The organism is Variovorax sp. V116 (genome assembly GCF_041154435.1).
Lineage (GTDB): Bacteria > Pseudomonadota > Gammaproteobacteria > Burkholderiales > Burkholderiaceae_C > Variovorax > Variovorax paradoxus.
Genome location: NZ_AP028662.1, coordinates 1115478 through 1129797, shown reverse-complemented (window position 1 = coordinate 1129797; position 14320 = coordinate 1115478). Strand labels below are relative to the sequence as shown.

The window sequence follows — 14320 nt, the reverse complement described above, 5'->3', positions numbered from 1 at the left end:
CAGGAGCAATCACATGGACAACACAAAATCAGCCCCGACCGGCGCCGAGGGCATTCTGCAAGGCAAGGTGGCCGTGGTCACGGGCGCGGGCGGCGGCATTGGTCGCGACATCGCCCTGGCCATGGCGCGCGAAGGCGCGCGGGTGGTTGTGAACGACATCGGCGCCGCTCTCAATGGCGAAGGCCGGGACGCAGGGCCGGCGCAAGCCGTGGTCGACGAGATCAAGGCGCTGGGCGGCCAGGCCGCCGCGAACACCGACAGCGTGGCTGATCCGGTCGCCGGCCGTCGCATGGTGGAGTGTGCGCTGGATGCTTTCGGTCGCCTGGATATCGTCGTGAACAACGCCGGGATCCTGCGCGATGGCTTCTTCCACAAGATGGGCGACGACCAATGGGATGCCGTCATCAAGGTGCACCTGTATGGCAGCTATCACGTGAGCCGCGCGGCCGCCAATCATTTCAAGGAACAGGAGTCCGGCTGCTTCGTGCACATGACGTCGACCTCGGGGTTGATCGGCGAGATCGGGCAGGCGAACTACGCGGCTGCCAAGATGGGCATTGCCGCGCTGTCCAAGTCGATTGCCCTGGACATGTCCAAGTTCAATGTGCGCTCGAATTGCATCGCACCGTTCGCGTTCAGCCGAATGATTGCCTCGATGCCCACGGACACGCCGGAACAACAGGCTCGAGTGGATCGTCTGAAGGAAATGACGCCCGCGAAGATCGCACCGCTGGCGGTATGCCTTGCGAGCGATCTCGCAGCGGATACCACGGGGCAGATCTTCGCGGTGCGCAACAACGAAATCTTCCTCATGAGTCAACCTCGTCCCGTGCGGTCGGTACACCGGGGGGAGGGCTGGACACCTCAGAGCGTGGCCGATCACGCATTACCGGCGCTGCGAGCGCAGTACCACAGCCTGGACCGATCGAGTGATGTGTTCCGATGGAACCCGATCTGAGCAGGCGCCGCCATGGACCGCACAGCGCCCCGTGAGCCTTTGTTGCGCATTGACGGCGTGACGGTTCGCTTCGGCGGGATCGTCGCACTTGACGGTGTCTCGTTCAACGTCGAGCGTGGACAGGTTTGCGGGTTGATCGGTCCCAACGGTGCCGGGAAGAGCACCTTGTTCAACTGCCTTTCGGGCCTTTACCCATGGCAGGTCGGCGCGATCGAATTCAATGGCCACGCGCTTGCGCATATGCCCAGCCACCGCCGTGCGGCGCTCGGGCTCGGCCGCACCTTCCAGAACCTCGCGCTGTTCGGCTCGATGAGTGTGCGCGAGAACGTGCTCGTCGGCACCTACGCGCACCACCACGTTGGCTTTCTGTCGGATGCGATTGGTGGCAAACGCAAGCGAAAGGTGGAGAGGGAAGCGGCCGAGCGGGCCGATGCCGCCATCGAGTTGCTGTCGCTCCAGTCCGTGGCGGATCGAAGCGCCGCTGCGCTGCCGTTTGGAACGCAGAAGCGGGTGGAGATGGCACGGGCGCTGGCCTGCGAGCCGTCGTTGCTGCTGCTGGACGAACCTGCTTGCGGCCTGAATCACGAGGAGCTCGAGAGCCTCGGCGAGTTGATCGTGTCCCTGCGGGACAAGTTGTCCCTCGCCGTGCTGCTGGTCGAGCATCACATGGGCCTCGTCATGGGAATTTCAGACAAGGTGGTTGCTTTGAACTTCGGTCGCCGCATCGCCGAAGGCACGCCGGAACAGGTGCGCTGGCACCCGGACGTGATCACTGCCTACCTGGGCGAGCAAGTTCATGGAGCGACCGATGAACAAGCTGCTTGAAGCGAAGGGCCTGCGGGCCTTCTATGGCCCTGTCGCCGTGCTGCACGGGATCGATCTTGACGTGGAGCAGGGCGAAGTCTGCGCGCTGCTGGGCGCTAACGGGGCAGGCAAGACGACCACGCTGCGGGCCCTGTGCCGCACCAAAGTGCGGACCGAGGGGAGTCTGAGCCTTGCGGGAGAGGCCATCGAGCGCAAGACGACCGAGCAGGTCGCCCGGCTCGGGGTCGGTCACGTGCCTGACGGCCGCGGCACCTTCCTCGGCTTGACCGTGGAGGAAAACTTACGCCTGGGTTGCTACACGCGGGCCGACCGGGCAGGCTGCGCTGGTGACCTGGAGCGCATGTACGGCTACTTCCCGCGGCTGAAGGAACGATGGCGACAGCAGGCAGGGACGCTCTCGGGCGGCGAACAGCAGATGCTCGCCATTTCGCGGGCGTTGATGGCGAGGCCGCGCCTGCTGCTGCTCGATGAGCCCTCGTTCGGCTTAGCCCCGCTGATCGTGCGCGAGATCTTCGGCATCCTCGCGAAGATCAATCGTGAAGAGCGCGTGAGCATCCTGCTCGTGGAGCAGAACGCGCGCCTGGCATTGGAACTTGCACAGCGCGCCTATCTGCTGGAAGGCGGCCGCGTCGTTGCGCAGGGTTCCAGCGAGCAGATGCGGCAAGACGATGCCGTGCGGCGCGCTTACCTCGGAGATTGAGATGGAAGCGTTCCTGCATCAACTTGCCGCCGGCCTTGCGGCCGGCGGGGTGTATGCGAGCATGGCGCTCGCCCTGGTAATGATCTACCAGGCCACCCACCACATCAACTTCGCCCAGGGAGAGATGGCCACCTTCTCAGCCTTCATTGCCTGGGCTTTGCTGCAGGCGGGGGTACCGTACTGGCTGGCCTTCGCGGCCACGGTGCTGGTGTCGTTCGCCATGGGCGCGGCGGTCCAGTTCGTCATCGTCAGGCCCTTGGAGAAGGCGCCCGAGCTGAGTGTCGTGGTTGTCTTCATCGGCCTGCTGGTGGTCTTTCACAGCATGGCGGGCTGGCTTTTCGGTTTTGACGTGAAGCGCTTTCCGAGCCCGTTCCCTGCTGACGCCTGGTTCGGCTCCGCGCTGCTCAGCGTGCATCAACTGGGCGCCATGGCCGTCACGCTGGCATTAGTCGCGATGCTGTTTGCATTCCTGCGGCTGACGTCGTTGGGTCTGGCCATGCGTGCGGCTGCCGAGAACGCCGATTCGGCGCGGCTGCTCGGGGTGCCCGTCAGCCGCATGCTGATGCTTGGGTGGGGCTTGGCCGGAGCGATCGGCGCGGTGGCCGGCATGATGGTCGCACCGACCTTGTTCCTCGACCCGCACATGATGAGCGGAGTGCTGCTCTACGCATTTGCCGGAGCGCTCGTCGGGGGCATCAACAATCCGGTGGGCGCCGTTGTCGGCGGGCTCGTGGTTGGCGTGGCAGAGAACCTGCTCGGAACCTACGTCATCGGCACGGAGCTGAAGCTGCCGCTGGCCCTGGTGCTGATCGTGACCGTGCTGGTTTTTCGACCTGCGGGGCTGCTGGGCCGCGTGGTGGTGAAGCGTGTCTGAAGGAAGATCGACGATGAATGCCAATCCTCCCGCCCTGAAGGCACTGCCAACTGCACAGCCCGTGCAGGGCGATGCGGTACGTTCCATCCCGCGGCTGTTCATCGCACTGGTGGTGCTCGCCGTGTTGGTGACCTTCTTCGCCAAGGGCTACCAGCTGTTCCAGGCCACCATGATCGTGAGCTACGCGATCGCTCTGCTTGGCCTGAATTTGCTGACCGGCTACAACGGCCAGATTTCGCTGGGGCATGGCGCGTTCTACGCGGTCGGCGCCTATGTCACGGCCATCCTGATGGACAGGTATGGTGTGCCGTATTGGTTGTGCGTGCCGATCTCGGGCGCCGTCGCGCTGGTGGTGGGCTACCTGTTCGGACGCCCAGCCCTGCGGCTGGAGGGCCTGTACCTGGCGCTCGCCACGTTTGCGCTGGGTATCGCCGCGCCGCAGCTGCTCAAGTCCAGGCATTTCGAGCCGTGGACGGGAGGGTCCAGCGGCATCGTGCTGAACAAGCCCGAGGCGCCGTTCGGCCTTCCGCTCGATGCGGACCAGTGGTTCTACCTTTTTTCTCTCGTGGTGGGCTTGCTGATGCTTCTGGTCGCCCGCAATCTCGTCAGCGGCGCCAGCGGGCGAGCCATGCGTGCGATGAGGGACCATCCCCTGGCGGCCGAGGCCATCGGCGTGCCGGGCAGCCACTGCAAGTCGGTGACTTTCGGGATCTCGGCCGGGTTTACGGGCGTGGCGGGGTCCCTGTTCGCCGTCGCGGTCCAGTTCGTGTCGCCGGACACCTTCGCGATGTTTCTCTCCATCTCGCTGCTCGTGGGCATCGTCGTCGGTGGCGTCGGCACGCTGTGGGGGGCGCTGTACGGGGCCGTGTTCATCATGTTCGTGCCCGATCTGGCCGAAAAAGTGTCGAAGGCGGCGCCATGGGCGGTCTACGGCGTGGTGCTCATCGTTTTCGTCTACCTGTTGCCGGGAGGCCTGGCCCGGCTGGTGCGCCGCCGGGCCTGACTCTCATGCACCGTCGGTGCGGATCATGGCCGCCGCCTTTTCGCCGATCATGACCGCGGGCGCGCTGGTGTTGCCTCCCACCAGGGTCGGCATGATCGACGCATCCGCCACGCGCAACCCGCTCACGCCATGAACCCGCAGCTTGGCGTCGACAACGGCACCGGTATCGTGGGCCGGGCCCATCTTGCAGGTGCCCACCGGGTGGTATTGCGAGTCGGAGCGCTGGCGGATGTCGGCTTCGAGATGCGCCTCGTCGTCCGGGCGCACCGGATACAGCATGCGCCGGCCACGGTATGGCGCCAGCGCGGGGTCGCCGAGGATGGACTGCATCAGGCGCGCACCCTTGAGCATCAGTGCCATGTCGTCCGGATGGCTGAAGAACGCGGGGTCGATCACGGGAGCGGCACGCGGATCGCGGGAGGCCAGCGCGACAGTGCCGCGACTCCTGGGACGCAAGACCGACACGTGGCAGCTGAAGCCATGACCCAGGTGCACCTTTCGCGCGTGGTCGTCCACGATGGCCACCGCGAAGATCAGCTGCAGGTCGGGCACAGCCACATCGGAACGGGAGCGCGCGAAGGCGCCGGACTCGGCGAAGGGGCTGGTGATGAGCCCGGTGCGATGGCGCCGCCACTCGAAGATCGCCTTGGCGACTTGCCCGATACCGCGCGGGGAGATCCCGAAGGTGGGTGTGTCGCTGCGGGCGAGCCAGGCCTGCACGTAGTCGATGTGGTCCTGCAAGTTCTGGCCGACGCCGGGCAAGTGATGCAGCACCGGAATGCCGTGCCGCTGGAGTGCGTGCGCGGGGCCGATGCCCGAGAGCATCAGAAGCTGCGGCGAGCCGAAGGTGCCGCCGCAGACAATCACCTCCCGGCGCGCGCGGACTGCGTGCCGCTGGCCGCCCTTCAGGAACTCGACGCCCACGGCCCGACCTTCGTCGAAGCAGATGCGGGAGGCCACTGTCCCGGTCTCGACATGCAGGTTGGGACGGCTGCGATGTGGGGTCAGGTAGGCGCTGGCGGCGCTGCAGCGCTCGCCGTTCTTCTGCGTCACCTGGTAGTGGAAGCTGCCGAATTGCTCGGCGCCGTTGTAGTCCTCGTTGCGAGAAACGCCCTGGTTCGCCGCTGCCAGGAGGAAGGCCTGGTTGATGGGGCTCGGACTGCGCAAGTCCGCCACATTGAGCGGTCCGCGCCGGCCATGGAAGTCGTCCGGCCCGAACCGCTCGTTGTTCTCCGAGCGTCGGAAGAATGGCAGCACTTCGTCATACGACCATCCTGGATTGCCGAGCTCGGCCCAATGGTCATAGTCCCAGCGATGGCCGCGCACGTACAGCATGGCGTTGATGGAGCTGGAGCCACCCAGTACCTTGCCTCGGGGTTGGTAGCCGCGCCGCCCACCCAGGCCATGCTGCGGCACCGTCTCGTAGGCATAGTTGTTCAATCGGGTCGGCACCATGGCGACGACACCGGCAGGCGCGCGGATCAGGACGCTGTGATCCGATGGACCGGCCTCGAGCAGGCACACGCTGGTCTTGGCATCCTCGCTCAGCCGGGAGGCAATCACGCATCCGGCCGCTCCCGCACCGACCACGACGTAGTCGAAGGTCTGCTGGCTCATCGTGCGGAACTCCCCAAGGCCTGGGATGGTCGCGCTGACGGAGGCGATAGAGATGGATCGCCGCGGCCCAGCCAGAGGCGCAGGATCAGTCGCTGCACGAAGCTGCCGTACGGTGGATAAAAGAGGCCCACGGGGAACCAGCGGTGGCGCTTGAAGACCGTTCGTGCATGCGACAGCTCGCGGAATCCCTCCTCGCCGTGATAGCTGCCCATGCCCGAGTTGCCTATGCCGCCGAAGGGCGCGTCATGGTTCAGCACGTGCCAGCCCCAGTCGTTGATCGTCACGCCGCCGGAATGCGTATGCTCCAGCACGCGGCGCCGCGCACGCGCGTCATGGCCGAAGCAGTACAGGGCCAGCGGGCGGGGGCCGGCATTGATGATGCTGAGCGCGTCGTCGAGGCTGTCATAGTCCAACACCGGCAGGATCGGGCCGAATATTTCTTCCTGAGCGATCCGCATGTCCTTGCGCACACCTGTGACGATATGCAGGGGAACGCGCCGGCCGGCTCCCGGCTCGGCACAGGCAATCACATGGGCACCCTTGCTTCGCGCGTCATCCAGCAAGTCCCGGATGCGCTGGCCGTGGCGTTCGTTCACGATGGCGGTGTAGTCCGGGTGATCACAGACGCTCGGGCCGTAGAGCCGTGCAAAGGCATCCTTCACACCCTCGACGAAGGCTTCCACCTGCGCCCTTGGCACGAGTGCGTAGTCGGGCGCAATGCAGATCTGCCCGGCGTTGACGGCTTTTCCATGTGCGATCCGGCTCGCGGCATCGCGCGGATCGCATCCGGGCAGCAGCAATGCAGGGGACTTGCCGCCCAACTCGAGCGTGACAGGCGTCAGGTTCTGGGCCGCTGTGCGCATCACGGCGCGTCCGACCGCAGGCGACCCCGTGAAAACGATGTGATCGAAGGGCAGGGCGGTGAAGAAGTTCGGATCCTCCAATTCCGCACCCACGACCGCAACCCATGCCTCGGAAAATGCCTCCGCCAGCAGGCTCGCCAGCACCTCATTGGTGGCAGGCGTGGCTTCCGAGAGCTTGAGGAGCACGCGATTGCCGGCTGCAAGAGCGGCAGCGAGCGGCCCGAGCGCGAGATAGACCGGAAAGTTCCAAGGCACGATCACGCCCACCACGCCTTTGGGCTGGTAGTGCACGCGCAGGCTGTTGCTCATGAACAGCAGTTCGGTCGATCGCCGGCGCGAACGCATCCAGCGGCCCACATGCGAAAGAGCGTGGTTGATCTCCAGCACCGAGCCCAGCACATCCATCATCTGGGTTTCGGCCGGGGCCCGGAATCCAAAGTCGCGGCTGATGGCCGCCACCAATTCGTCCTGATAGCGCAGCAACTGGCTCTTCAGCGCCCGGAGATGCGTCTTTCTCTGCATCACGCTGGGAAAGGGTTGGGCGGCAAAGGCTGCCCTCTGGCGCTCGAAAAGCCCGCGCAGGCGCAGCTCGGTTTCCATGGAAGTGTCTCCGGTCATTCGTCGGTTGGGTGGACGCTCGCACATGCCGCAAGGTCGCGGGGACGGGAGTGGCGCGTGGGCGAACGAAATCTACGGGTGACGCAGGACTTCAACGAGGTCCCATCCTGCCAACAGAGGTCATAAATTGCCAAGCTCAATGCAACGGTGTCAGGCGCAGGCCGCCGGCTTCGAACTGGTAGGCAGCTACGGAATGGAGTTGGAGGCGCCTGTGCACTCGGTGCTGGGCCTGGGCGCGCTCCTGGCCGAAATGGCTGGCCAGGGTGTGAGCGCCGAGGTGGTGCTCGGCGGGTCGGGGCTGGAAGCAAGGCAGTTGGTCGACCCCGAAGTGCGCATGTCGCATCGACAGAAGATCACCATTTTCCGCAACGCACAGCGATTGGCCAGGCTGCCCGACGTCGGTCTGCGCGCCGGCGCGCGGCAGCGCCTGAGCGACTTCGGTGTGTACGGCTACGCGCTGACCAGCAGTGCAGCCTTTGGCGACGCAGTGGTGCTTGGCATGAAGTACCTAAAGCTGGCGGGACCGGTGGTTCACAAGCGCTTTCGTCTGCTGGGCGATACCGCACTGCTCGAAGGAGCCGACGTTCTCTCGCTGGGTCCTGTGCTGCCGTTGGCCACCGAGTTCTGGCTCGCCTCGATGCTCCAACTCGCAACCAACATCCTCGCGGCACCGTTTCCTTCGCAGTGCCTGCGCTTGCCCTATCCGCGTCCGGTGCACGCCGCTGCTTATGAGCGCATGTTCGGATGTCCGGTGCACTTCGACGCTCCACGTATCGAATGGGAATTCGATTCCGCCGTGCTGCGCATGGCGTGTCCCGGCGCGAATCCGGCAACGGCCAAACTGTGCGCGAGCTTTTGCGAACAGATCATGAGGACCCAGCTCGAAGGCGGAGGCCTCGTGGACCAGATCCGCGCCGTTTGTCTCAGCAACCAAGGCAGGATGTCGAATGCCGATGCGGTAGCTCGATCGCTCGGCCTGTCAGTGCGGACCATGCACCGGCGACTGGCCGAGGGCGGGCTTGGCTTCCAGGCCATCGCCGATGAGGTTCGACAAGCCATCGCTGCGGGCCTGCTGAGAAACTCTCCGTTGTCGATAGACGAGATTGCCGAGCGCGTAGGCTTTTCCGAAGCTGCGAGCTTTCGCAAGGCCTTTCGGAGGTGGACAGGTCTTAGTCCGACCCAGTACCGCTTGGAAGTTCAGGCAAAGTCGTAGGCACGGGTGTCCGTAGGTCCCAGCTCTGCGACCGGGCCCATTCCTCGATAGAACTCTCCGTGTCCCGCCCTTCCTGCTGGAGCCACTCGCAAAACTTGGCGATGAGCGGATAGGCGTCCGATTCAGAGGGGAAGCTGGCGTAATAGTCGCGGCGCTTGATTCCCAAAGGGCCGAAGGGTGCACACAACTTGCCGGCGATGATGTCGTCGAGGACCAGAAACAGCGGCACGAGCACGATACCGAGGCCTTCGCAGGCTGCCTGCAATGCGAAGTACATCTGCTCGAATTTCAGCGTATTCGCGGGGCGCAGATCCGCAACGCCGGCCGACTGCAGCCACTCCTGCCAAGGATAGGGTTCGGTCGCATAGCTGATGGCCGTGAACCGCGTGATGTCCTTTGGCTCAAGCAGAGCGCCTCCGTTCAGCGCGTCAACGTGGCAGACAGGGAGGATGTGTTCCGACATGAACCGCACCGCGCCGCAGTCCAGGGGGGCTTCATGGGCGCCCCGGATGGCTACGTCGTACAGGTTGGCCTGAAAGTTCGGCCGCTCCATTGACGTCGAGAGCCGGATCTCCACGTCCGGTCGGCGGCGCTGGAAGCCTGACATGCGGGGGATAAGCCATCGCATGGTGAAGGTGGGTGGTGCGCTCACGCGCAGGCTGGTCGGCGACTGCTGCTGCAGCATGTACATCGAGGCCAAGGCCAGTCGATCGAGCGCGGCGCTGACTTCGGGAAGATAGCTGCGACCGGCGTCGGTGAGCGTCAGTTGCGATGAAGACCGCCGGAACAGGGGACGGCCGAACCAATCCTCGAGCAAGGCCACCTGCCGGCTGATCGCGCCGTGAGTGACGCTGAGTTCTTCGGCAGCCTTGGTAAAGCTGACGTGTCTCGCCGCGGCTTCAAATGCACGTACCGCATTCAACGGCGGGAGTTTTCTGATCATGGCCTGTTCATTCTGGGGAAAGGCGTTCCGCTGGTCGAGTGACTATAGCTCACGCCACGTGAAGAATCGTCCTTTGCCGCGATCGCCCTACGTGTCGATGATCGGCAGCCATGAAAGCAGCCCCGTTCGACTACATCCGCGCCGAGAGCGAAGCTCACGCGCTGGAGGTCCTGCAGCAGCATGGCGCCGACGCCAAGCTCGTGGCAGGCGGCCAGAGCCTGGTGCCGATGATGGCCATGCGCCTGGCCCGGCCCTCGGTACTGGTGGACATCAACCGACTGACTGCGCTGAAAGGCGTGGAGAGCGCCGCCGACGCCGTCCGGATGGGTGCCTGCACTCGCCAGCGTGATGTCGAGCACGATCAAGGTCTCCGTTCGCGACTGCCGCTGGTTGCGCAAGCGCTGACCTGGGTCGGTCACATTCAGACGCGCAATCGCGGCACGGTGGGCGGCAGCCTTGTTCACGCCGATCCTTCCGCCGAGTTGCCGCTGGCGGCCAGCGTGCTGGCAGCCCGGCTGCATCTGCGCAGCCAGAACGGCGTGCGCGTCGTAGATGCGGCGGAGTTTTTCCAGGGCCCGATGTTCACTGCCACTGCCGAGACCGAATGCCTGGTCGCCATCGACTGGCCGGTCTGGAAGGGCGCGCACACAGGCAGCGCCTTCGACGAGACCAGCATCAGGCACGGTGATTTTGCGATGGCATCGGCCGCCTGCCAGCTGCAGCTCGATGAGGCCGGTGTCTGCCAGCGGGTCGCCCTTGGCTTCGGCGGTGTGGACGGTACGCCGATGGTGTTTCCCGAACTCGTCTCGCAGCTCGTCGGTCACCGCATCACTGCGCAGGCCGCCCGAGAGATCGCCCACTCGGCCTCGTCGCGCTGCGAACCGGGCGATGACATCCATGCCACCGCTTCATTCCGCCGCCACCTGGCGGCGGTGCTGGGCGAACGGGTCTTGCTGAAGGCTGCCGAAAACGCTCGCGGTGCGAGCCACTGACCATGAACGATCTGAACAGACTTGTGAATATCCGCATTGCGGTCAACGGCCGCGAGCACCAGCGGGCCGTCGAGCCCCGCATGACGCTCGTTGATTTCCTTCGCGACGAACTCGGTCTGACCGGTACGCACGTCGGCTGTGAACACGGGGTCTGCGGCGCATGCACCGTGGTGTTCGACGGCGAGCCCGTGCGTTCCTGCTGCATGTTCGCCGTGCAGGCCGACGGTTCGTCCGTCACTACGGTCGAAGGTCTGGCGCCGGAGCGGGGAAAGCTGTCTCCGTTGCAGGACGCCTTCTGTGAGAAGCATGCGCTGCAATGCGGCTACTGCACGCCGGGCATGCTGGTCGCCTGCCAGTCGCTGATCGACAGGGTTCCGCATCCTACGGAGGCCCAGGTGCGCGAGGCAATCAGCGGCAACCTGTGCCGCTGCACGGGCTACAAGCAGATCATCGACGCCGTCCTTCATGCAACGACCCAGGATGCATCTCATGGCTGAAGCGCAATTCCGGTACATCGGCAAGCATCGCCGCGCGGTGGAGCACCGGCGATTCGTGCTGGGCCAGGGGCATTTCGCAGCGGATGTGAGGCGTCACGACACACTTCACGTGGCGATCATCGCCAGTCCGTATGCGAGCGCGCGCATCACAAAGATCGAGTCGAGCGCGGCGCTCGCAGTCCCCGGCGTGCATGCCGTGCTCACGGGCGAGGAGCTTTGCGCCGCGACGCTGCCGCTGCTGGTAGGGGTCGACGCGCCTCAGGTCGAGCGGTTCCCGCTTGCCACCGGCGTTGCACGTTATGCCGGCGAGTGGGTGGTTGCCGTCGTCGCGGAAACGCGTGCGCTCGCCGAAGACGCTGCGGAACTGGTGCACATCGACTACGACCCGCTGCCGGCGGTGGTCGACATGGAAAATGCGATCGAACCCGATTCCCCAATCGTGCATCCGAAGTTCGGCTCGAACACGATCTTCCGCCGCAAGTTCACCTGGGGAGCCGTGGCTGACGACTTCGCTCGGGCTCGCCACACGCTCAGCTACCGCGTGCGCTGGGCGCGCAGCGCGACCGTGCCGATCGAGACCTTCGGCGTCACCTGCGAGTGGAACGAGTCGCAACAGATCCTCGACGTATGGGCCTCGATCCAGATGCCCAAATTCCCCGATCAACTGGCCAAGGCACTCAAGCTGCCCGGCAACGCCGTGCGGGTGCACTTCGATGTGGATGTGGGCGGCAGCTACGGCGTCAAGCGCGGCATCAAACATGCCGTGCTCGCCGGCTACCTGGCGCGCAAGCTCGGGCGCCCCGTGCGGCTCATCGAGGATCGCCTGGAGAACATGCGCGGCGGCGACATGCAGGGCCCCGATCGTGCCTTCGACGTCACGATGGCGTTCGACGAGCAAGGCGTGATCCATTCGATGAAGATGCGGGCCATCGACGACATCGGCGCCTACTCCGGCCGTGCGCCGCTGCAGTTGGGCAAACCGGTGGGCGCCATCGTCGGTCCCTACCGCATCGCGAGCGTCGAGTACGAGGCGATCTCGGTATTGACCAACAAGACGCCGCAGGAAGCAGTCCGCGGTTTCGGTCAGGCGCCCACCAACTATGCCATCGAAACCGGAATGGAAAAGGTCGCGCGCTTCCTCGGGCTGGACCGCGTGGAACTGCGGCGTCGCAACCTGATCGGCAAGGACGAGTTCCCCTACTTGATCCCGAGTGGGACGACCTATGACTCCGGGGACTACGCTACGGTGCTGGACAAGGCCCTGGGCGTCGTTCCGATGGCGCAGTTGGAGCGAGAGCGCGACACGCTGCGCAGCCAAGGGCTGCTGGCGGGCATCGGCGTGTCCACCTGCCTCGAGCCATCGGGGGGCAACTCTTCTTTCGAGCCGCTCTTCAATCCGAAGAACGAGACCACGACGTGGATGGATTCCTGCCTTGTGCGCATCGATCTGTCGGGCGCCGTCACGGCACTGATGGCGACCTCCACGTCGGGGCAGGCGCATGAAACGCTGGTCTCGACGGTGGTGGGCGAAGTCCTGCAGATCCACCCCGACAGCATCCGGGTGCTGCATGCCGACTCGCTGAGCGCGCTGCCGTCCAACAGCCCCGTGGGAAGCCGCATGGCCATCATGCTAGGCGGGGCCGCAGCCGGCGCCGCGAAGATTCTCAAGGCGAAGGTGCTTGCCATCGCCGCTCACAATCTGGGTGTCCCGCTCTCGTCGGTGGTTTATGAGGACGGTGCCGTGTTCGTGGCGGAGGAGCCGCGGCGGCGCCTGAGCTGGGATCAACTGGTCGAAATCGCTCACCGCAAGTACCACCAGCTGCCACCCGGCATGGAACCTGGGTTGCAGGAAAAGTTCGTGTGGCAAGTCCCCACTGGCGGCAAGATGCCCACCGAGGATGGCCGGGTGCAGATGTACCCCTGCCATTCGTTCGAGAGCCATGTGGTCCTCGCGAGCGTCGATCCCCAGACCGGCAAGGTGAAGCTGCACCGCTATTCGGTGGGCCACGACTGTGGCGTGATGATCAGCCCCGACGTCGTTCATGGCATGACCTACGGCGGTGTTGCGCACGGCCTGGGCGCCGCACTGATGGAGAAGTTCACCTATTCCGACGATGGGCAGCTGCTGTCCGGCACGTTCATGGACTACCTGCTGCCCAGCTCGGAAGAGGTGCCGAACGTGACCATCGTCGATCACTGCACACCTTCGCCGCTGACGGAATTCGGCCAAAAAGGTTCCGGCGAGGCCGGCTACCTGGGCAGCGCCGCGGCGATTTCAGCGGCCGTCAACGACGCGCTGGCTCCTATGGGCGCATCCATCGACGCACTGCCGATGACGCCGCAGGCCATCTGGACCGTCATCGAGCAGCGCAACAGCGGCAAAGCCGGAGAAAACCATGCAACTTGAATCCACACTCATTCCCGCCGAGAGCTTTCACGGGAGGCTGGCGGTACACACCGCCGGCCGTGTCGGCGCTCCGGCGGTCGTGCTCGGACACTCCATCCTGGCTTCCACAAACATGTGGCGCGGCCAGGTCGAAATGCTGCTTGAGCTCGGGCTGCGCGTCGTGAGCGTCGACACCCGTGGCCATGGCGCCTCGGACGAGCCGCCTCCGGAATGCAGTCTGGACGACCTGGTCGCCGACAACATCCGCGTACTCGACGAGTTGGGCATCACACGGGCGCACTTCATCGGCGTATCGCTGGGCGGAATGGTAGCGCTCGGTCTCGGCATCCTTCACCCGGATCGCGTCGCCAGCCTGATCGTCTGCGACGCCCGTGCGGATGCGCCACCGGCATTTGCAGCTCCCTGGGACGAGCGGATTGCGACGGCGCAAGCTCATGGCACCGCCGCACTCGCAGACTCGACTGCCGAACGCTGGTTCGGTTCCGACTTCCTCGAACGCCGGCCGGAGCTCGGACGGGAGGTGAAGGAGATGATCGCCGGCACTTCCGTCGGCGGTTTCGCCGCTTGCGCGCGAGCCTTGCAAGGTCTGGACTACCTGAGCCGCGTCGGCCGCATCACGGCGCCCACGCAATGGATAGTCGGCGCCAACGACGGTGTCCTGCCGGACGCCATGCGGCATCTGCAATCACTCGTTTCCGGCTCGGCCCTCGACGTGATCGAAGGTGCCGGACATCTTCCAAATGTCGACCAGCCTGCTGCGTTCAACGCGGTCGTGGCGCGCCGGCTGCACTCTCTGACCGCTTAAGGACT

13 protein-coding genes are annotated in these 14320 nt (G+C 65.1%); 10 read left to right on the top strand and 3 right to left on the bottom strand.

Features of this window, described 5'->3' with window-relative positions; translation table 11 throughout:
* Window positions 1-13 precede the first annotated feature (13 nt).
* Genes ACAM58_RS31365 through ACAM58_RS31345 form a run of 5 tightly spaced genes read left to right on the top strand, consistent with a single transcriptional unit; the run spans window position 14 to window position 4360 of the window.
* Window positions 14-958 carry an SDR family NAD(P)-dependent oxidoreductase gene (locus tag ACAM58_RS31365; RefSeq protein WP_307596848.1) on the top strand — a complete coding sequence of 315 codons (945 nt, stop codon included), beginning with the start codon at window positions 14-16 and terminating at the stop codon, window positions 956-958.
* A 12-nt stretch (window positions 959-970) separates the two neighbouring features.
* The gene (locus ACAM58_RS31360; protein WP_307596847.1) at window positions 971-1783 is read left to right on the top strand and encodes an ABC transporter ATP-binding protein; all 813 of its coding nucleotides are present in this window, start codon (window positions 971-973) and stop codon (window positions 1781-1783) included.
* Window positions 1767-2483, top strand: coding sequence for an ABC transporter ATP-binding protein (locus ACAM58_RS31355; RefSeq protein WP_307596846.1), 717 nt, complete (start codon window positions 1767-1769; stop codon window positions 2481-2483). The genes ACAM58_RS31360 and ACAM58_RS31355 overlap by 17 nt, the downstream gene beginning before the upstream one ends.
* Window position 2484: 1 nt before the next feature.
* Window positions 2485-3357: a branched-chain amino acid ABC transporter permease gene (locus ACAM58_RS31350; protein WP_369664680.1), complete on the top strand. Its 873-nt coding sequence runs from the start codon at window positions 2485-2487 to the stop codon at window positions 3355-3357.
* Between the two features lie 13 nt (window positions 3358-3370).
* Complete coding sequence (locus ACAM58_RS31345; protein ID WP_307596844.1) at window positions 3371-4360, top strand: branched-chain amino acid ABC transporter permease; 990 nt, start codon at window positions 3371-3373, stop codon at window positions 4358-4360.
* A 3-nt stretch (window positions 4361-4363) separates the two neighbouring features.
* On the opposite strand, the gene ACAM58_RS31340 is transcribed toward ACAM58_RS31345, so the two are convergent.
* Both ACAM58_RS31340 and ACAM58_RS31335 read right to left on the bottom strand, forming a co-directional pair.
* Window positions 4364-5977, bottom strand: a complete 1614-nt coding sequence (locus ACAM58_RS31340; RefSeq protein ID WP_369664679.1) for a GMC family oxidoreductase — start codon at window positions 5975-5977, stop codon at window positions 4364-4366.
* Window positions 5974-7440, bottom strand: a complete 1467-nt coding sequence (locus tag ACAM58_RS31335) for a coniferyl aldehyde dehydrogenase (RefSeq protein WP_369664678.1) — start codon at window positions 7438-7440, stop codon at window positions 5974-5976. Before ACAM58_RS31335 ends, ACAM58_RS31340 begins: the two co-directional genes overlap by 4 nt.
* A 157-nt stretch (window positions 7441-7597) precedes the next feature.
* Here ACAM58_RS31335 and ACAM58_RS31330 point away from each other — a divergent pair, with 157 nt between their 5' ends.
* The gene (locus ACAM58_RS31330; protein ID WP_369664677.1) at window positions 7598-8671 is read left to right on the top strand and encodes an AraC family transcriptional regulator; all 1074 of its coding nucleotides are present in this window, start codon (window positions 7598-7600) and stop codon (window positions 8669-8671) included.
* Here the strand turns inward: ACAM58_RS31330 and gcvA are convergent.
* Window positions 8628-9614, bottom strand: coding sequence for a transcriptional regulator GcvA (gene gcvA / locus ACAM58_RS31325; RefSeq protein WP_369664676.1), 987 nt, complete (start codon window positions 9612-9614; stop codon window positions 8628-8630). The genes ACAM58_RS31330 and gcvA overlap by 44 nt on opposite strands.
* 110 nt (window positions 9615-9724) lie before the next feature.
* Here gcvA and ACAM58_RS31320 point away from each other — a divergent pair, with 110 nt between their 5' ends.
* The 4 genes from ACAM58_RS31320 to ACAM58_RS31305 are packed head-to-tail and all read left to right on the top strand — an operon-like array spanning window position 9725 to window position 14315.
* Window positions 9725-10606 (top strand): xanthine dehydrogenase family protein subunit M, encoded by an 882-nt coding sequence (locus tag ACAM58_RS31320; RefSeq protein WP_307596839.1) that lies wholly within the window; start codon window positions 9725-9727, stop codon window positions 10604-10606.
* Window positions 10607-10608: 2 nt separating this feature from the next.
* Entirely contained in the window at window positions 10609-11103 is a 495-nt protein-coding gene (locus tag ACAM58_RS31315; protein ID WP_307596838.1) for a (2Fe-2S)-binding protein, read from the top strand.
* A complete protein-coding gene (locus tag ACAM58_RS31310; protein ID WP_369664675.1) occupies window positions 11096-13510 on the top strand; it encodes a xanthine dehydrogenase family protein molybdopterin-binding subunit in 2415 nt (804 codons plus the stop codon). The genes ACAM58_RS31315 and ACAM58_RS31310 overlap by 8 nt, the downstream gene beginning before the upstream one ends.
* A complete protein-coding gene (locus ACAM58_RS31305; protein ID WP_307596836.1) occupies window positions 13500-14315 on the top strand; it encodes an alpha/beta fold hydrolase in 816 nt (271 codons plus the stop codon). The genes ACAM58_RS31310 and ACAM58_RS31305 overlap by 11 nt, the downstream gene beginning before the upstream one ends.
* The last annotated feature ends 5 nt before the right edge of the window (window positions 14316-14320 follow it).